The organism is Marivita sp. GX14005, assembly GCF_023370775.1.
Taxonomy (GTDB): Bacteria; Pseudomonadota; Alphaproteobacteria; order Rhodobacterales; family Rhodobacteraceae; genus Marivita.
On sequence record NZ_JAMCCQ010000002.1, the window covers coordinates 35,858 to 57,329 of the forward strand.

Genomic DNA, 21,472 nt, shown 5'->3' on the forward strand with positions numbered 1-21,472 from the left:
GGTGCGACCCTTCCTCACCTCACACGATACCGCTGAGCAATTCCTGGTTTACATGTTGCGGCCCGGCTCAGAGCCGCTCGGCGGCACCGTGCCGATCAAGAACCGGAAGGATGTGATCAGACGTTTCGAACGGCTCCGGCCGCCCGGCGACATGTCCAGCCCATTTCGGCATATCACCCTGTCGTTGCCTGAGGAATACATCGCCGACAAGCAAATCTGGCTCGAGATCGCTCAGACGGCAATCAAGGCGCTCGGCCTGGATCCTATGCGCATGCCCTGGATTGCCGTGCGCCATACAGACAGCAATTGCGATCACATCCATATCGGCATATGTCTTTGTGATTTCACCGGGCGCATTCATCGCATCTCGTCGCCCGAAGCCCGCTGTGAAAAGGCACACGCTTATTTGTGCGACATGCTCGGATTACCGGCCCCCGGCTACTTCGACCCCACCGCACCGCCACGCCTGGATCCGGTTACTCCGGAACGCCGGCTGACATCCGAACAGGCGCGGTTACTGCACACGGATTTGCAACATGTATTCCGGCATTCTCAGCCGGAGAGCCTGCCGGAACTTGATCGGGCTCTTTCATCACGCCCGGGAGAATTTCGAGCCGAGATAACGCCCAACAAATCCGGCCGACCCTCATTCGCATTTACGAACCCGGAGAGCACGATAAGGGGCGGTGAACTCGGAAAGGCCTGGTGGCCGAAGTTCTTGAACGCCCGCCTCTCTTTCGCGCGCGCGCTCCGACGTCTTCGTCACAACCTCGGCCTGGATCATCTAACCCAGATTCTCACACAGCCACACATGGAGAAGCTCCTTGAAAACCTCATCAAAGTCACAGACCAAGCTCGAATTGCCAGAAGATTTGCAGATAATCTACGAGCTGATCAAGATTACGGACGCGAACGTCGTGGCTCTGCATTCCTTGCTGAACCTGTTGGATCGCCCGGACGATCAACAACAGACGCTTGGGGAACGGCTAGCCACCCTGATGCAACACCTGACGGATTCGCAGATTCAGTATCAGGAACAGCTGATAGCGATGACTTCGGAAATGGCGGCACTGCGGGACGACCTGAAAGCGGCAATCGGGACCCAGAAAGAAGATCGGCGGAGACAGGAAAAGAAACTGGATCGCGTCTTGTCGCTCCTGAACCTGCCCATGGATTGACGATGGGCGCGCTCATTGCACGAGCTTGCGAAGCGGCCAGACGGGGCACACCGGGGTGGCGCATAAGACCGCTCGTGAAATCGAGGGGAGTCGCCGTGGCCTTTCATGATCGTAGCGCAGCACTTGCCGGCGTGGGCGGCGCGGAAATCGTGAAGGCAGGCGCTGCGGCCGAGATGTTTTCGAACGAATACAACGCCATCTTCAAAGACAATGAGGCTGGTGAACCCGCCTTGGATGAGGAGGCAAAACTTGGGCTGGGGGCCTGATGGTTCACAACCTTGGGAATTCATAACGGACGCTCCGCCAAGTTGCCTTGGCGGAGCCCTTGGTCCTCGATCGAATCATCGGTTTACTGAAGAACAAATATGATTGGCGTTCTGTTTTCTGCACCTTCAACAGCGAACAGCGCGATCTCGCGCTTGATCGGATTGACTCCCCTGGTGTTTTCCAACGGATCGTAGAACGGTTCGCCCTCCCGGGTTTCGCCCGCACCCGCAACGTAGGCCGCCACGCCACCCGAGTCCTCATACTGGGCCGCAGCGCCATTCTTCAATGCGATCGGATCGTAGCCGAGCTTCGCGGTGAAACCATTGAAGGCTCCTGCGGCTTCGGCACCGACGAGACTTTCAACCGCGGCTTCGGTTGACGCCGCGCGGTCGAGTTCGATCACACCGTAAGCGCGAGTCAGAACATGTCCGCCCTCAGTCGGCGAAAATTCGAGCACCGCGCAGCGATCATTCTTTTCCGGCGTATAGCAAGCCAGACCTGGCCCTGTGCCCTTGATGTCGACGGAGTAAAAGCTGTTCATGCCGGCGAGAACGCTGCTCCCGCTGAACCCGGTCGTTTTTCGCCACGGGCCATCGACCTGCTGGAGAAAGACGCGGAACGTCCGACCCGCTTCGTGCTCGGCATCGGTCACGATAGCACCTTCGTCTACCCTGAAGGCAACCTTCTTGCCGCTATCCAGATACGCGAAATCATCGCTGGCCGCATATGGGTAAGACTGTATCAGCATGCCCTTTGCGTCGGCCCAGGACGTGCCAAGCTCGGGAATTCCTGCCTTCTCGATAATGGTGGCCCTCGCATCGGCAACCATACTTGTCGCGGCATCGGGCGAAAGCGCAGCGTCTTCGACCGCGGTAAATTCGCCCAAGGGCAGGCCGTCCGGTGCGAAGTAGGCGACTTTCGTGATGAACGCATTGTAAGCGTTGGGCCGCGTTTCGGACTTCCGGAAATTGGTCATCGTGACCTCGGCCGCGATCTGGCCCTGGCTCGTTCGCGCACGAATCTCTTTGCCCTGTTCGATAGTGGCCGGGAAGATGTTGTAGTCATCCCAATTGCGGAAGAACAGCTTGTTGAAGCCAAGCCGCATGTGCATGTTCTGCGCGAAAAGGTTCACAGGAAACCCGCCGTTTTCAGAGCTGTAATCGCCGAACTTTGCTCCGAATGCGACTTTGACCTCGGTTTCTGGCACATCGAACTCTGCCTGCTCTTCCTTCAGCCGCGCAATGACGTTCTTCAGCACCTCCGCACGGGTAAATTCACTTGCGGCAAGATATTCAGGATCTTTTTTCGCCAACGCTTCAAAGTCAGGCTGTGCCCCCTCAACCGCTTGGAAGAATTTACCCCACCACCTCTGGTCGGGGTTTTCATAGGTTTCCGAAAAACTTGGAGAACCAAGGATGAGCGCAAGGCCGGTTGCCAATGCGAATCTTGTAATCATGCTGCGATCCTTTCGGTGTTTAGTGCGTGGGGAAAGACCGATCAGCGCCGCAGAGGTGATGCATGCGCCGAGACGAAATTTCATTTCGACATTTTCTTGGCTGCGCTCAGTCGTCAGTCAAAAGCCTGAAGATCGAAATTGCGTGGTCTTGCTTGAGGTTGCGCGCCAGGGTGACGACCTTGGAGCCATAACGTGCCCGCACGCGAAAACGCCGCTTTGCGGAAGACCGCGAAATAGCAAGATTCGCCCCGACCACGGCAGAAGTTGCGGCATGAGTCATTGCGCCCATTGCAGCGACCGAGGCTCCGGCTACGCCGGTTCCACCGACGATCAGCGAAGGTTGACCCACGATCTCAATGCTTTTGTCCATGGGGTTGTCGATTAGAATTTCGGAGATCCTGTCTTGCTCATACTCTACGCCGTTCTTGATGACGCCATTTGGCGTCAGCGTGAAGCTCTGCTTCTGGAACATGAGATAAATCAGGTAGCCCATTCCGATGAGCGCGATGATCGGGATAGGCCAGAGGAACGGCACAGGCAAGGTGAAGCCTAGGATAACCAGAAAGCCGATCGGAAAAACTACATAAGCGGCCCAGGAAATGCCATCTCCGCGGAATGTGACGAGCCGGTTCTCGCCGTCCGGCTCGATCTCGTAGCCTTGATTGAATTTTGCTTTCTTCATGAAGCACTCCTATAGCGGAAGTTGTTTTTCATGCGCACTGCGCGGACGACTAAACCGCCTTACGAACGGCGTCGTCTGGTTGGTAATTGCTGGTGGCTATCGGTCTGGACCGGGCCGTTCCGGTTGATGTCGCCGCGTCTATTCCCGTCGGCATTCCAGCGTGTCGCCACTCGCCGGCGAGTGCCACAGCAAGCTTGATCCGGTGACGTTGAGAAGCGAAAAACGATATCCGTCCGCTAATGTGACGCCGAAATTGTTATCGCCGAACGGCTCAATCGAACGGAAACCCGCACCGTTATACTTGTTGGCGTCGAGCGTGAAGCTCATGTGCTCGCAGTCCCACGACCCGTAAGGCATTGCCTGTGCGGTATCGCTGGTCCGAGTCGCACAGATCCGGGCATTTTCATTCACCCAACACGCACCATCGCGCTTCAGCTTACCCAGCGGATTGTGCGCACGAGGAATGCCTCCACCCCCGTTCCAGTGGGCGGAAGCGGTATTTGCCCCTTCGATGTAAACGTAGGCGAAAGAGTCGCCATCGGGCTGGGTGATCTGAAAGCTACCATCGTTCCCCGACAGAAACCGGAAATTGCATGGTCCGTCGATGTAGGATTGCCCTTCGACCTCAAGCACGCAGGCGACATCCGCTGCACCCGCGGAATGCGAAATGGAAAGCGCCATCAAGGAAGCCACACACAAAGAAATCCTAGTAGACATTACTCAATCCTCCTTAATCACAAGCCCACCCATCTAACGTCTACGCGCATGATAAAGCTGGGATGTTCGACGCAATCCCGATCGGACAATAGTCCAAGCTAGGATTTTGTAGAGTATACTCCGTGGATATATGCTCTACAACCCGTGGATGTCTCGAAAATGAATATTCGAGAGACATTCGCGCGAAATCTGCGCCAGGCACGTCGCGTCAAGGGCTTCTCACAGGAAGAACTCGCTGACAGAGCCGAGCTTGACCGGACCTACATCAGCGCCTTGGAGCGGTCTGTCTACAATGCCACGATCGAGGTTGTTGAGCGGCTTGCGACGGCGCTCGAGATTGAACCGGCCGCCCTGCTTCAGCGTCAGAAAGATCAGGCGTCGAAATCCGACCAGCTGGGCCGATAGAGCAAAACGCTCATTCTCTGTCGAAGCTCTTCTCTTCTAGCCATTCCGCGAGACCGCGCCGGATCATCTCCGGCCGCGTCGGCAGGTCGTTCTCGCGCCGCCGTAGATCATCGATCGCATCGATCATCTTGCGCGGCAGGCGCAAGTTCACGGCTTCCGTATCAACGCGCGGTCTACCTTTTTTCGATTTTTCGCTCATGACACCGAATCTCCGTTTGACTTAATGGTTTTATGGTGTCATATTGTGCGGACGGAAGCAAGGACTCCTACACCCCTGCGACCGTCCTAACCAAGTCGATCTGATAGGAGATCAAGATGGCTACCCAAACCGTTATCACGCCCCCGAGGGCGAATGAAGCCCCGCGCGAAACCCCTGCTTCCAGGACATTTCCCATGCTTCTCGCCGCGCTTCACGATTTCATCGCGGCAGAACGCGATCTGGAAGAAATCAGCTACAACCAGGATCCGGCTTATAGTGCATGGATGCGCGATGCTGAGCTTGCGCATGAGCGCCTAACCGAGACCTTGCGCAGCTTTCATGGGTTGGACGCGGAAGTTCGCGAGGACCAGCCCCTCAAGCGGATGGCGAAAGTGATCGATGAAATGCTGGGGCATGAGGAGCCCGGAGGCGCCCGCCGTTTGCACCTGGCCATGCAGGTGGCGTTCTTCACCCGTTTTCAAGCTTCGGGTATCGGCGCGACGGCAATGCACCGGAACGGACTCTTGGTTCAGGCCCGACATCTCGTGACAGCAATGATCCAGTTGCCGCTCTTCGATAGCGCCTCTCTCGAGGAGGCTGCCAGCGAGCATGATGCGGAAACCGAAATGTGGGCCGCCTTCTAGCGCTGACTTTTTCTGGCAGTTTCTCTTCCGGCCTACGCGGGAAGAGAAGCACCATCCGCTCATCATTCCACAAAGAATTTCAGTCTCTTAGCGCCGCGATCAATGACGCGTGTGCCAAGAGTCAACCTCACCGGAGGAACTTCTATGACTCAAACCCTTATGATCGCCGGCAGCCCTGTTCCTGTCTTTCCCGGGGAAATCCTGCCGCACTGGATCGAAGCCGCACGTGCAAAAGGCTACGAACTTGTTGCTAGAATCTCCGACCGCCTCCATGTCGCACTTCGCTGTTCCCAGTGCGGCGCATTGATCAGGGTTCGCATCTATACGTTGATGTCCGCACATCCGCTGTGCCCGGCTTGCGTTCAGGCTGGCTGGATCACGACGGCGCAGGCCGCAGGTCTGACATATCTCGGTCGTTGCAGTGAGGATCGGCACTATGCGATCTATCGCGCGCAGTGCGGCCATCTGGTCCGTCGGCAGTTTGAACTCGTTGAGCGGTCTGCGGCTGGAAAGACGCGCATCCGTTGCGAGGTTTGCCATAACGATTACGAAAAACAGGAAGCGGCAAAAGAAGGCTGGACGCTGCTCGGTTCTGACCCGGAAGGCAACATAAGTTACCGCAGTTACCAGCATGATGCATGCGGGCATATCCAGCGTCTTGCGAGAGCCAACATTCAGACCGGCCGGGTGTCCTGCGGATCCTGCGGCGACCAGTGGCCCGCCGCACCGAGCCATCTTTATGCAATGCGGTTCGTTTTGCCAAACAGCCATGAGTTGGTCAAATTGGGTTACTCGAACAACCCGCACAGCCGCTTGCACCATCAGTTAATCAAGGACCCGGACCTGCCCTGCGCCATCCTGCGCACCGTCCCCGTGGCGTCGGGACAGGTGGCCATCCAGACCGAAAAGGCTCTGCATCGGAAACTCCGCCGTGAGCATCCCGAAGCCGTTGTCGATCCGAAAATTTATAGGGATGCACTCCGTGTGAAGTCCGAGATCTACGACGCCGATCTGACACCCATGATCGTCGCCGAGCTGGACAAGATCGCCGCGCGAAACTCACCGACCGTCTCCTAACCTCGATCGATCGCACATCTCTTTCCCTCCGGCCAAGCCGGAGGGAGCGCCCCCTAGCTTATACGGAGTATCCGCCCATGCCTGTCTCAACCGAAAGAAACCCCTCTTGGTTCACCTACGCCAACAAACTGATCGACTGCCTGCGGCATCGCCACGGTGTCCGCCAGTTACCAAGAAAGAATGACGCTGAACCGTCTGAACTCGATAATCTTTTTCAGAAACTTGAGGGGCCGGAGCCTGGCGACACCTTTACGGACGCGCCATATGCTTCTTCGCGTCAAGTCCCAGCCCGCCAGCTTCTCACAGTCATCAGGCTCGCCGCGACTATCGGATCGCAAGATCGCGAGCGCGACTGCATGAGATGCGGTGCGCTGACCGTGATCAACGGAATTGACGTCGATGACACGCAGAATTTGAAAGAAGTGGCGACCGAGGTTCTGCCGTCACGGTTGGCGATCTTCTCTCCCGACATCTTGGAGGGAGCACTGTCGAAATCTGCTCAACCCCGTTTCGAGCGCGCGATTGGAGAAGCCCTTGATCGCATCGATCCGGCACTCATTCTCCAAGCCGACGGCGTCAAGCCGCCCAAGGCCGTGACTGCCAGCGCACCGACCGTGCTGACATTCGCCCCGGTCACAGGTGACGTGATCCTCAAGTTTATCGAGGCCGGACATCTGTCTGACCATATCACGGACCGCGGCAAGCTGCGCGATGCGCTCTGCTCTGATGAGGTTTTGGCTAAACTGTCGACAGCTGAAATCTGCGCCGCCCTCCGGGCACCTTCTCTTCACCAGGCCATCGCTCAATTGAGCCAGCTTGCTCAACGAGATCGCCGCACCGATGGGCCTTGTCTGGAAGACATGACCGGTGACGCTCCGGCGCTCGAAGCCGCGCGTCGTATCGTTTCCGACCTGCGGGCCTGGAGCGCAGGCAAAGCCGAATGGAATGAACTCAGTCATTCCCTCCTGTTCTATGGCGTGCCCGGCACCGGCAAAACTTTTCTCGCGCAAGCCATGGCCAACAGTTCCGGCATATCGCTGGTCACGGGCAATTTCGGCACCTGGCAGGCAGCTGGCCATCTTGGCGATATGCTTAGGGAGATGCGCGCAACGTTCACGGAAGCGCGGCGGCGGGCACCCTGTTTGCTGCTGATCGACGAGATCGATGCGGTCGGGTCGCGATTCGACACGGACCGGCATGGGAGCAACTACCGGGCGCAGGTGATCACCACCTTCCTCACCGAACTCGACCGGATCGGCAGCGAGGAAGGCGTTGTTGTGGTTGGGACATGCAATGAAATAGACCGCATCGACCCCGCCGTCATTCGCGCGGGAAGGATGGATGTCAAAATCGAGGTTCCGTTGCCCGATGCCGAGGCCCTTCTTGCCATCCTGCGTTACCATCTGTCGGAAGACATCGCAGACCACGAACTGCGCGTCTTGTCCCGGCGTGCTTTGGGAAAAACGGCGGCGGATATCGACGCCGCTATCCGGGCCGCGCGCTCGGATGCGCGACATCAGCGCAAGCTGTTGACCACGGCAATGCTGAAGAAACAACTGCACGTCGATTCCGCGATGGAAAACCGCGATCTGACATGGCGCATCGCAGTCCATGAAGCCGGACACGCCGTAGTCGCAACGGCACTCGGAACGGGCGACGTCGAGCGGATCTCGATCACCGAGGAAGGCGGGAAAATCTGGTGCCGTCCTCGGCGTCACGAGAGCCGCCTTTCGGATCTGGAGGCCGAGGTGACCTACTCTCTGGCGGGACGCGCAGCCGAGCGGCTCCTGCTTGATGAGATCTCCGCCGGTGCGGGTGGCCCCGCGCATTCCGATCTTGCGCAGGCCACTCGTCAGTCGATCGACATCGAAACCAGGTTCGGGCTCGGTTACGAAGGCCCAGTTTGGCATTCCAAGCCCGAAGCGGTCTACCTCGCGACTCCTCAAATCCGGGACAAGGTTCGTCAGAGGATCATCCGCGCAGAACGCCACGCGGGTGAAATCCTGACGCGAAATCAGCACCACCTTGAGGCATTGGCACGCCATTTGGTCGAGCACCGGTCCATGAAGGCGCAAGCCGTTGCTCGGTTGCTGGAGTGTGTCTCGTCTCCACCGCCGAAGCAACCCGGTCAGGACATATCCGCCTGATACGCCTCAATACCTTTTTCGCCACATCAAAACCCACACCTCCCCTTCGAGAAGGAGCCAAACCCTCACCCCAGCCAACTCACAGTTATAGAAGAAACAGCGGGGCTTAGCCCCGCATTTTCGCGACGCCATAGCGTCCTCAGTAGGCGAAACCTTTTATGGCTTCGCCTCGATCGGCGGTCACTTGGGACCGCCCCAAGAACGATAAGCGAAATAAAATGGGAGCAACCCAAGCGCAATCCACAGGATTCCACCCCTGAAGGCATGAATATCCCGACCTAGGCCGTGCCGCACCATCGCGGATGTCTTATCTTTCTTGGATACGCGGCACCTGCCGCTTCAATACACCCGGTCAGCACTTCTCAACCGCTGAAAACGGCAACAGGCAAGAGGAACCGAACCATGTCAGACACCAACACCTTTCTCCCCAAATGGCTTGCCAAACGGCACTACTGCACGATCAAGGATCTGATGAGGCTCTTCGAGGTGTCGCGGCCCACCATCGACCGCTGGCACCGCGAGAACCCGTCCTTCCCGCGCAAGCACAAGATCGGCAACCCGTTCAACGAAAACTGCAGCACGCGCTTCATCGTCGCCGAGGTGAACGCCTATGTTGCGAGCATCCAGTGTCCGCGGGCAGAGTGGACGAGGCAGTTCGATCTGGTAGATTCGGATGAGAACGAAGATGACCGCGCCGACGCGGGCCCCTCGGGGTCGGTTGCGATGCCGCCCATGTAACATGCTCTGTGCCACCCGTGTGCCACTGAGGGGAAAAACAGCAAAATCAGGGAGAGCGATGCCCATGAACGCAAGCGCGCAAGATACTGAAATTAAGATATTTTTTTATGGTGCCCGGGGGCGGAATCGAACCACCGACACGAGGATTTTCAATCCACTGCTCTACCCCTGAGCTACCCGGGCACGGGTGAACATTCGCATGTTCGGGTGGCCGCGTTCTAGGCGACGGTTCGGGGCGTGTCCAGTGGGATCTCGCGGGAATTTCGCGGAAATTCGGTGTTGGTCCAAAACGGTTCGGTTTGGGCGCGGAGCGACCGGAGAATCCTTGTCAAACCCGGCAGAATCCGCAAATTGCGCGCATGTGGCCGAACTTCGATTTCGAGCAGGAGCAGTGGAGCCGGGGCGCGATCCGTGTCGGCGGGGTCGATGAGGCCGGGCGGGGGCCGTTGGCGGGGCCTGTGATCGCGGCTGCGGTGATCCTTGCGCCGGAGGCCGTCCCTGAGGGTATCCGCGATTCCAAGACACTGCCGGCAGACAGGCGCACCAGCATTTTGGCGCAGATCACGGCGCAGGCGGATGTCGGCATCGGGGAGGCATCGGTTGAGGAAATCGACCGACTCAACATCCTGCGCGCCAGCCATCTGGCGATGTGCCGGGCGGTCGAGGCGCTGCGGCAGCGCCCATGCCACGCACTGATCGACGGCAACCTCATACCGCGCGATCTGGCGCTTCCTGCGACGGCCATCGTCAAGGGGGACGCGCTTTCGCTGTCCATCGCGGCAGCCTCGATCGTGGCCAAGACGCGGCGTGATGCGATCATGTGGGATTTGGCGCAACAGTATCCCGGCTATGGTTGGGAGACCAATCAGGGCTACCCGACGAAATGTCACAAATCGGCGCTCGAAAATCTCGGTGTTACCCCACACCATAGACGTTCGTTCAAACCGGTCTACCAGATATTGTGCCAAGAGAATTTCGTAACTTCTTGATTCAAAAAAGAAATTGACCGCGAATCGGCTTTGACTCATCTTTGTCGCCAATCACAGAGCGCTTCCACCGCGCCGGGACGAATAGGCAGAGAATGACACAGATGACCAAGCCGACCAGCGCCGATGCGCTGCCCATCAACACGATTCTCGCAGGCGACTGCATTGAGGCGATGAACGCGCTTCCCGCCGCGTCGGTCGATCTGATCTTCGCCGATCCGCCCTACAACCTGCAGCTCAAGGGCGATCTGCACCGGCCCGACAATTCGCGTGTCGATGCGGTGGACGACGAGTGGGACCAGTTCTCCAGCTTCAAGGCCTATGACACGTTCACCCGTGCCTGGCTCAAGGCGGCGCGGCGGTTGCTCAAACCCGATGGTGCGATCTGGGTGATCGGCTCCTATCACAACATCTTCCGCGTCGGCGCCGCGCTACAGGACGAGGGGTTCTGGATTCTCAACGATGTGGTGTGGCGCAAATCCAACCCGATGCCGAATTTCCGCGGCAAGCGGCTGACCAATGCGCATGAGACGATGATCTGGGCGTCGAAATCCGAAGGCGCGAAATACACGTTCAACTATGAGGCGCTGAAGGCGCTGAACGAGGGGATCCAGATGCGCTCCGACTGGGTGCTGCCGATCTGCAATGGCGGCGAGCGGCTCAAGGATGCCTCGGGCGACAAGGCTCATCCGACGCAGAAACCGCAGGCGCTCTTGCACCGTATTCTGATCGGCGCGACGAAGCCCGGCGATGTGGTGCTTGACCCGTTCTTCGGCACCGGCACCACCGGCGCGGTCGCCAAGATGCTGGGCCGCGACTGGATCGGGATCGAGAGGGAGGCAAAATATCGCGAGGTCGCCGAGAAACGCATCGCCTCCGTCCGCCGGCTCGACAAATCCGCGCTGGAGGTTTCCACCAGCAAACGGGCCGAGCCGCGTGTGCCCTTCGGCCAGCTCGTCGAACGCGGCCTGCTGCGCCCCGGAGAGGAGCTGCGCAGCATGAACGGCCGCCACAAGGCCAAGGTCCGCGCCGATGGCACGCTGATCGGCAATGACGTGAAAGGCTCCATCCACCAGGTCGGCGCCCATCTCGAAGGCGCGCCAAGCTGCAACGGCTGGACCTACTGGTGCTTCAAACGCGACGGCAAGACCGTCCCCATCGACGTCCTCCGCCAACAAATCCGCGCCGAGATGAATTGACGCGGCTCAGGTTACCGCCAGTGCCAGCGCTCCATCAGCGCGGCACTCGACTTGCCCCGCCGGAGATCCGGCGGGGTTTTTTATCTAAATCTCTATTTTGCTCTTTAGATACGTAAGGAAGTCGCTAACTTCAGCTCGGTAAGTTTCGCTCCATATTGTCGAAAAGGCCATTTGTACAGTTTTCTCTGGCACAAAACCAAGTCTTTCGCCAATTTGATTGAATAAAACGTGTTCATCCAAATTGGCCAGACGAGTTTCCGTAAGAACCTGGTGGACTTTATCGGTGTTCTCAAATTTTTGTAGAAGAGCTACCGTGAGTCGTCCTCCAACTACTGCCCATTTTTCTAGCACGCGATCAAATACATATCCTTCTGGCATCTGGCCAGGAAGTCGGAATGCGTAATCCAACAATGTGTGATCCTGCTCGCTATCTCCATCGATAACGACTAAAGCCGGATTTTTTATGGCTGGATTCTCGTTGTGGGACACTGCCATTTTGTATGCGTTCCCATCTCCGTGAAGTGCATGGATTTCGACTTGATCGAGGAAACTAGTGTTTTCTACCCTTAGGATAGCCTCCACCCAAGTTTTGGCAAAATCATCCTCGACGAAAATTGCAATTTTCTTTTCAATTTTTCCAGATATCGCTCGAAGGGATTCAACGTCCATTTTACCCTGAAAGATTCGATCTGGCGTCGCTACCCAAATCGCTTTATCGGGTAGGACTCCCAAAGCATCATTTGAGTGGGTTGTGAATACTACTTGCGAACTCTTCTCTTTAGCAGCAGAGATAAGATAGTCTACTAATCTCACAGTTGCCACTGGATGCAGGCCGTTCTCGATTTCCTCTATAAGGATCAGCGAATTTTTGTCGGCTGACTCTATTTGCGCAATCATTCGAATAACACTAGATTCGCCCGCGCCGAAATGAAACTCGGAATAGGACGATCCATCCTTGGCGCTGCCCGCCAAGAAGATTACCTTTCCCAACTCGTCTACCTTGAGCCGTTTGAAGAGGGAAATATCTTTCCCGATGACCCGTGAGGCGGCGGAAATTACCTTATCGTTAAAAAGCTCCTCATTTTCTATTGGAACCTGAAAGCTATTAGACGCATATTTTCTGAATTCTTTCTTTTCGGATGCCGGAACAGTTCTGTTAACTCCGAAAATAAGAACGTCACGGATTAGTGAGTCTCTATTCCATCTGAATTGACGGAAGCGTGCTGTTCTTTGAACTGTGCTATTTTTGCTTTCGTCTCGATCAACGAGTTCATACGTGATTTTCCAGTCTTGCATCGTGTCGTCATACTTACCTCCTTTTGGGAAAAAGCGGCCAGGCGGAACACTTTTATAAATCAAGGCGGCCGCACCTAGAATAGTAGTTTTGCCTCCGCCGTTTGGGCCGATAATCGCGGTGACTGGAAATTCAAAATTAACTCGTTGATCGCGTACGCCACGAACAAAATCTAAGTTAAGCGATGCTAAGTATTTCCCGTACTTCTTTTCTCTTACCTTTTCTAGAAGTTGGTTTATATCCGATGTTCGAATGTCACTTCTGATCATTATTACTCCTTAGCCATCGCGATGAGTTATTTCCCATTCCCCCCAACCTGCCCCCGGTGCAGCAACAGATGATCCAGCACCACGCAGGCCATCATCGCCTCGCCCACCGGCACCGCTCTGATCCCGACACACGGATCGTGTCGCCCCTTGGTAATGATCTCGGTTTCCTCGCCCGATTTGGTGATCGTGCGGCGGGGGGTGAGGATGGAGGAGGTGGGTTTGACGGCAAACCGCACGACGATGTCCTGCCCGGTCGAGATGCCGCCCAGCACGCCGCCGGCGTGGTTGGAGCCGTAGCGGGGGCCGTCTTCGCCCATGAAGATCTCGTCCGCGTTGGCCGTCCCGGTCAGCATGGCCGAGGACATACCGGCGCCGATCTCCACGCCCTTGACCGCGTTGATGCTCATCATCGCGGCGGCGAGGTCCGTATCGAGCTTGCCATAGATCGGCGCGCCCAGACCGGCCGGCACGCCGCGCGCCACCACCTCGATGATCGCGCCGACGCTTTCGCCGGATTTGCGCAGGGTGTCGAGACAGTCGGCCCAGCCGGCCGCCGCCTTTGCATCGGGGGCCCAGAACGGGTTGCGCTCGATCTCGTCCCAGTCGAAGCGGCCCCGGTCGATGGCATGCTCTCCCATCTGCACCATGTAGCCGGTGATCCGCACATCCGGCAGCAGCGCCCCGAGCGTGGCGCGCGCCAGACCGCCCGCCGCCACCCGCGCCGCGGTTTCGCGCGCCGAAGACCGCCCGCCGCCGCGATAATCGCGGATGCCGTATTTCTGCCAATAGGTGATATCGGCATGGCCGGGGCGGAATTTCTCCATGATTTCGGAATAATCCTTTGACCGCTGATCGGTATTCTCGATCATCAGCTGCACCGGGGTTCCGGTCGTCTGCCCCTCGAACACGCCCGACAGGATCTTGACCTCGTCGGCCTCGCGCCGCTGCGTGGTGTATTTGTTCTGCCCCGGTTTGCGCCGGTCGAGCCAGTGCTGGATCACCCCTTCGTCGATCGGAACGCCCGGCGGGCAGCCATCCACCGTTGCACCAAGCGCCGGGCCGTGGCTTTCGCCCCATGTCGTGACGCGAAAGAGATGTCCGAACGTATTGAGGCTCATGCGCAAACTCCCTGTGTTGAGGCTGTGTTAGGGCAGGGCGGCATGGCGCTCAAGCGGTTTCGGCTTGAACAAGAGGCGCGGCAGGGCTAGGTCTTGACCCACCTCGGGGGGCCAGTTCCTGGCTGAGATGCATGTTGCGGACCCGTTGAACCTGAACCGGTTAACACCGGCGGAGGGAAGGTCTGGATCCGATCCTGTCTTGCCCTCTCGCCGCAAAACAGGAGGATGCCATGAAACCGGCCCTTGCCTTTGCTGCGGGATTGATCGCCAACACCAGCCTCGCGCTGGCGGACGAAAAGCCCGTTCTCACCGTTTACGCGGGTGATTATATCGTCTCCGAATGGGGCCCCGGCCCCCGGATCGAGGAAATGTTCGAGGCGCAATGCGATTGCGATCTGCAATTCAAGCCCGGCGATCTGCTTCCGCGCATCCTGCTCGAAGGGGCGCAGACCAATGCCGATATCGTCTTCGGGCTGAACACCGACGTGACGAAGAAGGCGCGCGAAAGCGGGCTTTTCGCCCCGCATGGGCAGAATCTTTCGGCGCTTACCCTGCCGATCGATTGGCAGGACGAGATCTTCCTGCCCTTCAATTACGGCCACACCGCCTTCGTCTATGACGAGACCCGCGTTGAAGAAGTGCCCGAGAGCTTCGATGCCCTGCTCGACGCGCCGGACGATCTGAAGATCGTGATCCAGGATCCGCGCGCCTCTGTCTCGGGTCTGGCGCTGGTGCTCTGGGTCAAGGCGGTTTACGGCGATGAGGCGGAAGCGGCCTGGGAAAAACTGGCGCCGAAAATCCTGACGGTCACCAAAGGCTGGTCCGAAAGTTACGGGCTCTTCACCGATGGCGAGGCCGACATGGTGCTGAGCTATACCACATCCCCAGCCTATCACATCATCGCAGAGGAGGATCGGACCAAGAAGGCGGCGATCTTCCCCGAGGGGCATTATTTCATGGTCGAGCTTTCGGCAAAAGTCGCCGGAACGGACGTGCCCGAGCTTGCCGACCAGTTCCTGGAGTTCCAACTTTCCGAGGATTTCCAGACCATGATCGCCACCGGCAACTGGTCGTTCCCCGCAGCATTGCCTCAGGAAAAGTGGCCGGAGGGCTTCAAGGAACTCGCGCTGCCCGAAAAGGCGCTCTTTTACACCGAGGACGAAGCGGCGGCATTGCGGGCGGAAGCGGTTGAGGAATGGCGGCGCGCGTTGTCGCGATAATCGCAGGGCTCAGCGTGGCCGGGCTGGTGATTGGCCCGGTCATCGCTGTTCTGCTGCGCGCCGAGACGTTTTCCGGCTTCGGCCCCGCCGATTGGCAGGCGCTGCGCTTCACCTTGGTGCAGGCGTTGCTTTCGGCGGCGCTCAGCGTGCTCTTTGCGATTCCACTGGCGCGCGCCTTGGCGCGGCGCCGGTTTGTCGGGCGTGGCCTGCTTGTCGCGTTGCTTGGCGCGCCCTTCATACTTCCGGTTATCGTGGCGGTTCTGGGGCTTCTTGCTGTATTCGGCCAATCCGGGCTGCTTAACCGGGTTCTGAGCCCGCTGGGCGCGCCGCAGCTGCAAATCTACGGTTTGCAAGGCGTTCTTGTGGCGCATGTGTTCTTCAACCTGCCGCTGGCGACGCGATTGTTCCTGCAAGGCTGGCTGGCGGTTCCGGGCGAACAATTCCGGCTTGCGGCGTCGCTCGGCATGGGGCCGAGGGCGATGTGGCGCGCAATCGAATGGCCGCTGCTGAAACGCATCGCGCCGGGCGCGTTCGCGGTGATCTTCGTGATCTGTCTGTCGTCATTCGCAGTCGCACTTACACTTGGCGGAGGCCCGCGCGCTACCACGCTGGAACTGGCGATCTATCAATCGGTGCGGTTCGACTTCGACCTCGGACGGGCAGCGGCGCTCGGTCTGGTGCAACTTGCGCTTGCCCTGGCCGCCGGGCTCGTTGCATTGCGTGTGGCCTCCGTTCCGGTGGCGGCGCGCGGGCTGGACCGGATGGTTCCGAGATGGGACGGGCAGGGCAAGGGCGCGCGTATGCTCGATGGCGTCTGGATCGTGGTGGCGGCCGTGTTCCTGCTGATCCCACTGGCCATGGTTGTGCTCAATGGGGCGTCGGGAATTTTGACGCTCGGCGGCTCGGTATGGGTCTCTGCCGCGCACTCCCTTGCCGTCGCGCTTGGTTCGACTGTCTTGTGCCTCGCGTGGGCCTTGCCGCTGACCACACGCTGGGGCGAATGGCTGGGGTTGTCTGGTATCGCTCTGTCGCCGCTCGTGCTTGGGATCGGCCTGTTCCTGATCGTCAGACCGTTCACCAATCCGTTCGAACTGGCGCTCTATGTCACGGCCACGGTCAACGCCTTCGTCAGCCTGCCCTTCGTACTGCGCATCCTTCGGCCCGAAGCCGAAGCGATCCGCGCGGATTACGGGCGGCTTGGCGGTGCTCTCGGCCTGTCGGACTGGGCCTGGCTGCGCTGGGTGCTGCTGCCCCGTCTCAAGCGTCCGCTCGGGTTTGCCGCTGGCCTGACCGCTGCGTTGTCCATGGGCGATCTCGGCGTCATTGCGCTGTTTGCCGATCCGGACAGGGCGACACTTCCGCTCAAGATCTATCAACTCATGGGAGCCTACCGCATGGAACAAGCCGCCGGCGGCGCATTGCTACTTCTGCTCCTGAGCCTGAGCCTGTTCTGGGCGTTCGACAGGGGAGGTCGCGTCGGTGCTTGAACTTGACGCTATAGAGGCGCGGTCGGGTTCGTTCACGCTGACCGCCGATTTCGGGATCGAGGCAGGTGCGCGGGTCGCGATCATCGGCGCGTCCGGATCGGGCAAATCGACCTTGCTCGACGTGATTGCGGGCTTTCTCAAGCCTCGATCCGGTCATGTGCTTTGGAAGGACGCGGACTTGACCGACCTTGCGCCTGCGCGACGTCCTGTCAGCGTATTGTTCCAGGATACGAACCTCTTTCCGCATCTCACAATCGAACGGAACCTCGCGCTTGCGCTCAATCCGCGCAGCGGCACGTTGCGCAAGGGGGATGCCGCCCGGATCGAAGACGCCTTGGCGCGCGTGGGACTCGCCGGTTTCGCGCCGCGCCGCCCATCCGAAATGTCCGGCGGGCAACAAAGCCGCGCCGCGCTCGCGCGCGTTCTCTTGCAGGATCGCCCCGTCCTGCTGCTTGATGAACCCTTCGCCGCGCTGGGCCCGGCGCTGAAGGTCGATATGCTGGATATGGTCGCCAAGGTTGCGGATGCGGAAGCGCTGACCGTGCTTCTGGTCACGCATGATCCAGCGGACGCCCGGCGGTTCGCGGATCAGACGCTGCTTGTCGAGAATGGCATTGTCGGTACACCGCAACCGACGCAAGCGTTGCTTGACGATCCACCAGAAAGCCTGCGGACCTATCTCGGGTGACCCGCCAATAAAAAAGCCCCGCGTCCAGCGCGGGGCTTTTGCGTTCGGCTCGATGCCTTACGATTTCTTGATCCGGTTCTTGACCGGCGCCCAAAGACGCTTGTTGGTCAGGTAGAGCAGGACCGATAGGATCGTCAGGAAGATCACCCCGACGAACCCCGCTTCCTTGCGGGCCATCATCTTCGGCTCCGCCGCCCACATCAGAAATGCGGCGACATCCTCGGCTTCCTGCCGAATGGTGGCTTCGGTGTTGTCCGAATACTCGACATCGTCACCGTAGAGTGGCGGCGCCATCGAGATCCAGCCGCCGGGGAAGGCGGTGTTCTCGTAAAAGAGCGTGCCGGCTTCCTCCTTCTCCTCGCCGGTATAGCCGACGAGAAGGGAGGCGATGTATTCCGCGCCGCCCATGCCCTTGAAGAGCTGGTTCAGGCCGAGCCCGTAAGGCCCGTGGAACCCTGCGCGCCCCTTGGCCATCAGGCTGAGATCGGGCGCGCCGGCGGCAGTGTTGGCCGGAAAATTGTCGGACGGCTTCGCCGGACGCCAATCGTCCAGTTCCTCGTCGAACACTTCGTATGTCTGCTCGGCATAGGCGCGCACCGCGTCTTCCGACAGGCCGACACCCCCTTCGTCATGCAGCGTCCGCAGCGGGACATACTGCAACCCGTGGCAGGATGCGCAGACCTGGGTATAGACCTGCAGACCGCGCTGCAGCTGCGCCTGATCGTAGGTGCCGAACGGTCCCTCGAACGAGAAATCGAAATCCTCGACATGGCCCTCCGCCCCGGCGGCGTAAGCGCCGGACGCGGATGTCAATGCCAGGGTCGCCGCAAGGGCAAGTTTCTTAAACATTGGTTGCATGTCCTTTTCTTACTCGGCCGGGGTCGGATCGACGAGTGTTTTGGTGCCACCGGTCTTGGAGTAATGCTCGACGAAATCCTCTTCGATCGTATCCGGCTGCGGCAGCGGCTTTTCGAGCACGCCGAGCAGCGGCAGGATGACGAGGAAATAGGCGAACCAATAGGTCGCGCCGAGCAGGGCGATATAGGGGTAGATACCTTCGGCCGGGCGCGCACCAACCCATGTCAGCACGACGAAGTTGATCACGAAGACCCAGAACCACCACTTGAACATCGGACGATACCGGCCCGAACGCACCGACGACGTGTCGAGCCACGGCACCAGCGCCATCACGATGATCGCGCCGAACATCGCGAGAACGCCGAAGAACTTCGCATCGATGATGCCGCCGGTCAGCCAGTTGGCAGCGATAACGACCCAGACTTCGGAGTCGAAGGCACGCAGGATCGCGTAGAAGGGCAGGAAATACCATTCCGGCACGATATGTGCGGGCGTCACCAGCGGGTTCGCTTCGATGTAGTTGTCGGGGTGGCCGAGGTAATTCGGCATGAAACCGACGACCGCGAAGAAGATCGCGAGAATCACCGCGAGCGCAAAGAGGTCCTTGATCACGAAATAGGGCCAGAAGGGCAGGGTATCCTTCTCGGCATCGGCCTTGGACGTGCGCCGCACCTCGACCCCGGTGGGGTTATTGTTGCCGGTGCTGTGGAACGCCCAGATATGGACGATCACCAGCGCTGCGATCACGAACGGCAGCAGGAAGTGCAAGGAGAAGAAGCGGTTCAGTGTCGCGTTGTCCACCGCGGGTCCGCCAAGCAGCCATGTCTGAATCGACTCGCCGATGAGCGGGATCGCGCCGAAGAGGCCGGTGATCACGGTCGCGCCCCAGAAGGACATCTGACCCCAGGGCAGAACGTAGCCCATGAAGGCGGTGCCCATCATCAGCAGATAGATAAGCATGCCGACGATCCAGGTGATCTCGCGCGGGGCCTTGTAGGAGCCGTAATAGAGACCGCGGAAGATGTGCAGGTAAACGGCGAAGAAGAACAGCGATGCGCCGTTCATGTGCAGGTAGCGCAGCATCGCGCCGCCATTCACGTTGCGCATGATATGCTCGACGCTGGCGAAGGCCATGTCGATATGCGGCGTGTAGTGCATCGCCAGAACGATGCCGGTGGCGATCTGCAGGACCAGACAGAAGGCGAGAACGATGCCCCAGATCCACATCCAGTTGAGGTTCTTGGGCGTCGGGATCATCAGCGTGTCATAGAGCAGGCCGACAACCGGAAGCCGCGTGTGCAGCCACTTTTCGCCGCGCGTCTTCGGTTCGTAATGATCGTGGGGAATTCCGGACATTCGGGTGTCTCCTTATCCCAGCTTGATTGTTGTATCGTCGACGAATTCCGCCGGCGGAACGTGCAGGTTCTCGGGTGCAGGTCCTTTGCGGATGCGTCCCGACGTGTCGTAATGCGAGCCGTGGCACGGGCAGAACCAGCCGCCGATACCGCCCTCGACCGTGTAATCGCCGGCGCCGACGATCGGCACGCAGCCCAGATGAGTGCACACACCGATCTGCACCAGCCATTCGCCGGTATCGTCGAGCGCGCGGTTCTCATCCGTCGCGGCGGCCGCACCGTCGAGATTGGCGTTGCGCGCGATCTGGTCGGGCAGGTCGGCCAGATCGACGGCCTTGGCGGCCTCGATCTCGACCTCGGTGCGGCGACGGATGAAAACCGGCTTGCCGAGCCATTTGACCGTAAGTTGCGTTCCTTCGGCTACGCCCGACACGTCCACGCGGATCGAGGACAGCGCCAGAACGTCGGCGGAGGGGTTCATCTGATTGACCAGAGGCCAGACGGCGGCACCGGTCGCGACAACGCCGGCTCCGGCGGTCGCATAATACAGGAAGTCCCTCCGGGTGCCTTCGTGGTGTTCTGCGTTGGACACGAGGTTTTCTCCATTCATCGCCATGACGGCGGCCACAATAGGGGTGACGCCCCGGCATCCCGGGACTTGTGAGGCGCTATTTAGCGGGATGACCCTTTGCAGTCCACCTCATCACGGGCTAGGTGAGTGAGAAGCGCCGATGTGTCGCGGTAAAAACGCGGCGCATGTCGACCAAGACGCCTATATGCTGCAAACAACCACGCGACTGGACGATTCCGCATGAAGAAAACGATTCTCTCAGGTATTCTGGCGCTGGGCGCCACGACCGCTCCCGCGCTCGCCGAAACCGAACTGTCGATCTACACCGGATGGCAGACCGCGCCGCACAGCCGGGTGGAAGGCGACTATCCCGGAACCGGAGCCGAGTTCGACAAGCTCATCGGCTGGGAAGGTCGCTCTTTCGAGATGCCGCCCTATTACGGTATTCGCGGAACATGGTGGAAGAACGAAACGCTGGGCTTCGGACTCGAATTCACCCATACCAAGGTTTACGCCCCCGACGATGAAAAAGCCGATATCGGCTTTTCGGACCTTGAATTCACCGACGGGCTGAACATCGTGACGGTCAACGCCTATCGCCGGTGGCCGGGCCTTTGGGCGGATGGTGCGCTGACGCCCTATGTCGGCGGCGGTGTCGGTGTGGCCGTGCCGCATGTGGATATAGACACCACGACCGGGATCGACACTTATGAGTTCCAGTTGACCGGTCCCGCCGCAAGGCTGACCGCCGGTGCGTCCTATAGCATCAATGACCGCTGGGCGGTGTTCGGCGAATACCAGTTCACCTATTCGAGCAATTCCGTCGATCTTCCAGACGGCGGATCGCTCGATACCGACATCAAGACGAATGCGCTCAATGTCGGTCTTTCGCTCAAGTTCTGAAACGCGGCGCAGCG

At 59.1% G+C, this 21,472-nt stretch carries 21 protein-coding genes, 1 tRNA gene and 1 riboswitch; of the genes, 12 read left to right on the forward strand and 10 right to left on the reverse strand.

Going from position 1 to position 21,472, the window contains the following annotated elements:
• Position 1: 1 nt before the first annotated feature.
• Complete coding sequence (locus M3465_RS06330; RefSeq protein WP_249500898.1) at positions 2-1,444, forward strand: relaxase/mobilization nuclease domain-containing protein; 1,443 nt, start codon at positions 2-4, stop codon at positions 1,442-1,444.
• A gap of 83 nt (positions 1,445-1,527) precedes the next feature.
• Here the strand turns inward: M3465_RS06330 and M3465_RS06335 are convergent, their stop codons facing one another.
• The 3 genes from M3465_RS06335 to M3465_RS06345 all read right to left on the reverse strand — a co-directional run bounded on the left by M3465_RS06335 (position 1,528) and on the right by M3465_RS06345 (position 4,264).
• Positions 1,528-2,985 (reverse strand): hypothetical protein, encoded by a 1,458-nt coding sequence (locus M3465_RS06335; protein WP_249500899.1) that lies wholly within the window; start codon positions 2,983-2,985, stop codon positions 1,528-1,530.
• Positions 2,986-3,007: 22 nt separating this feature from the next.
• Complete coding sequence (locus M3465_RS06340) at positions 3,008-3,583, reverse strand: hypothetical protein (RefSeq protein ID WP_249500900.1); 576 nt, start codon at positions 3,581-3,583, stop codon at positions 3,008-3,010.
• A 138-nt stretch (positions 3,584-3,721) separates the two neighbouring features.
• Entirely contained in the window at positions 3,722-4,264 is a 543-nt protein-coding gene (locus tag M3465_RS06345; protein WP_249500901.1) for a hypothetical protein, read from the reverse strand.
• A gap of 195 nt (positions 4,265-4,459) precedes the next feature.
• Between M3465_RS06345 and M3465_RS06350 the strand changes: the two genes are divergently transcribed.
• Positions 4,460-4,705 carry a helix-turn-helix domain-containing protein gene (locus M3465_RS06350; protein WP_249500902.1) on the forward strand — a complete coding sequence of 82 codons (246 nt, stop codon included), beginning with the start codon at positions 4,460-4,462 and terminating at the stop codon, positions 4,703-4,705.
• Between the two features lie 10 nt (positions 4,706-4,715).
• On the opposite strand, the gene M3465_RS06355 is transcribed toward M3465_RS06350, so the two are convergent.
• The gene (locus M3465_RS06355) at positions 4,716-4,904 is read right to left on the reverse strand and encodes a ribbon-helix-helix protein, CopG family (RefSeq protein WP_249500903.1); all 189 of its coding nucleotides are present in this window, start codon (positions 4,902-4,904) and stop codon (positions 4,716-4,718) included.
• Positions 4,905-5,098: 194 nt separating this feature from the next.
• Between M3465_RS06355 and M3465_RS06360 the strand changes: the two genes are divergently transcribed.
• The 4 genes from M3465_RS06360 (at position 5,099) to M3465_RS06375 (ending at position 9,510) form a co-directional block, all read left to right on the forward strand.
• A complete protein-coding gene (locus M3465_RS06360; protein WP_249500904.1) occupies positions 5,099-5,548 on the forward strand; it encodes a hypothetical protein in 450 nt (149 codons plus the stop codon).
• A gap of 144 nt (positions 5,549-5,692) precedes the next feature.
• Positions 5,693-6,625 carry a GIY-YIG nuclease family protein gene (locus M3465_RS06365; RefSeq protein ID WP_249500905.1) on the forward strand — a complete coding sequence of 311 codons (933 nt, stop codon included), beginning with the start codon at positions 5,693-5,695 and terminating at the stop codon, positions 6,623-6,625.
• A gap of 77 nt (positions 6,626-6,702) precedes the next feature.
• Positions 6,703-8,772, forward strand: coding sequence for an AAA family ATPase (locus tag M3465_RS06370; protein WP_249500906.1), 2,070 nt, complete (start codon positions 6,703-6,705; stop codon positions 8,770-8,772).
• A 402-nt stretch (positions 8,773-9,174) separates the two neighbouring features.
• On the forward strand, positions 9,175-9,510 hold the full coding sequence (locus M3465_RS06375; RefSeq protein ID WP_249500907.1) for a helix-turn-helix transcriptional regulator: 336 nt from the start codon (positions 9,175-9,177) through the stop codon (positions 9,508-9,510).
• A 108-nt stretch (positions 9,511-9,618) separates the two neighbouring features.
• Here the strand turns inward: M3465_RS06375 and M3465_RS06380 are convergent.
• A tRNA-Phe gene (locus tag M3465_RS06380) sits at positions 9,619-9,693 on the reverse strand.
• 176 nt (positions 9,694-9,869) lie between these two features.
• On the opposite strand from M3465_RS06380, the gene rnhB reads away from it, so the two are divergent.
• Entirely contained in the window at positions 9,870-10,499 is a 630-nt protein-coding gene (gene rnhB, locus M3465_RS06385) for a ribonuclease HII (protein ID WP_249500908.1), read from the forward strand.
• A 92-nt stretch (positions 10,500-10,591) separates the two neighbouring features.
• Positions 10,592-11,695, forward strand: a complete 1,104-nt coding sequence (locus tag M3465_RS06390) for a site-specific DNA-methyltransferase (protein ID WP_249500909.1) — start codon at positions 10,592-10,594, stop codon at positions 11,693-11,695.
• Positions 11,696-11,779: 84 nt separating this feature from the next.
• On the opposite strand, the gene M3465_RS06395 is transcribed toward M3465_RS06390, so the two are convergent.
• Positions 11,780-13,258: an ATP-dependent nuclease gene (locus M3465_RS06395; protein WP_249500910.1), complete on the reverse strand. Its 1,479-nt coding sequence runs from the start codon at positions 13,256-13,258 to the stop codon at positions 11,780-11,782.
• 26 nt (positions 13,259-13,284) lie between these two features.
• Positions 13,285-14,376, reverse strand: coding sequence for a chorismate synthase (gene aroC, locus M3465_RS06400; protein ID WP_249500911.1), 1,092 nt, complete (start codon positions 14,374-14,376; stop codon positions 13,285-13,287).
• Between the two features lie 94 nt (positions 14,377-14,470).
• A riboswitch (TPP riboswitch) is annotated at positions 14,471-14,571 on the forward strand.
• A gap of 35 nt (positions 14,572-14,606) precedes the next feature.
• On the opposite strand from aroC, the gene M3465_RS06405 reads away from it, so the two are divergent.
• Genes M3465_RS06405 through M3465_RS06415 form a run of 3 tightly spaced genes read left to right on the forward strand, consistent with a single transcriptional unit; the run spans position 14,607 to position 17,771 of the window.
• Positions 14,607-15,596 (forward strand): thiamine ABC transporter substrate-binding protein, encoded by a 990-nt coding sequence (locus M3465_RS06405; protein ID WP_249500912.1) that lies wholly within the window; start codon positions 14,607-14,609, stop codon positions 15,594-15,596.
• Complete coding sequence (locus M3465_RS06410; RefSeq protein ID WP_249500913.1) at positions 15,572-17,083, forward strand: thiamine/thiamine pyrophosphate ABC transporter permease ThiP; 1,512 nt, start codon at positions 15,572-15,574, stop codon at positions 17,081-17,083. The genes M3465_RS06405 and M3465_RS06410 overlap by 25 nt, the downstream gene beginning before the upstream one ends.
• Positions 17,076-17,771: a thiamine ABC transporter ATP-binding protein gene (locus M3465_RS06415; RefSeq protein WP_249500914.1), complete on the forward strand. Its 696-nt coding sequence runs from the start codon at positions 17,076-17,078 to the stop codon at positions 17,769-17,771. Before M3465_RS06410 ends, M3465_RS06415 begins: the two co-directional genes overlap by 8 nt.
• A gap of 57 nt (positions 17,772-17,828) precedes the next feature.
• Here the strand turns inward: M3465_RS06415 and M3465_RS06420 are convergent, their stop codons facing one another.
• The 3 genes from M3465_RS06420 to petA are packed head-to-tail and all read right to left on the reverse strand — an operon-like array spanning position 17,829 to position 20,576.
• On the reverse strand, positions 17,829-18,620 hold the full coding sequence (locus M3465_RS06420; protein ID WP_249500915.1) for a cytochrome c1: 792 nt from the start codon (positions 18,618-18,620) through the stop codon (positions 17,829-17,831).
• A gap of 18 nt (positions 18,621-18,638) precedes the next feature.
• Positions 18,639-19,985, reverse strand: a complete 1,347-nt coding sequence (gene petB / locus M3465_RS06425) for a cytochrome b (protein WP_249500916.1) — start codon at positions 19,983-19,985, stop codon at positions 18,639-18,641.
• 12 nt (positions 19,986-19,997) lie between these two features.
• Positions 19,998-20,576, reverse strand: a complete 579-nt coding sequence (gene petA, locus M3465_RS06430; RefSeq protein ID WP_249500917.1) for a ubiquinol-cytochrome c reductase iron-sulfur subunit — start codon at positions 20,574-20,576, stop codon at positions 19,998-20,000.
• 219 nt (positions 20,577-20,795) lie between these two features.
• Between petA and M3465_RS06435 the strand changes: the two genes are divergently transcribed.
• Complete coding sequence (locus tag M3465_RS06435) at positions 20,796-21,458, forward strand: outer membrane beta-barrel protein (RefSeq protein ID WP_249500918.1); 663 nt, start codon at positions 20,796-20,798, stop codon at positions 21,456-21,458.
• Positions 21,459-21,472 lie beyond the last annotated feature (14 nt).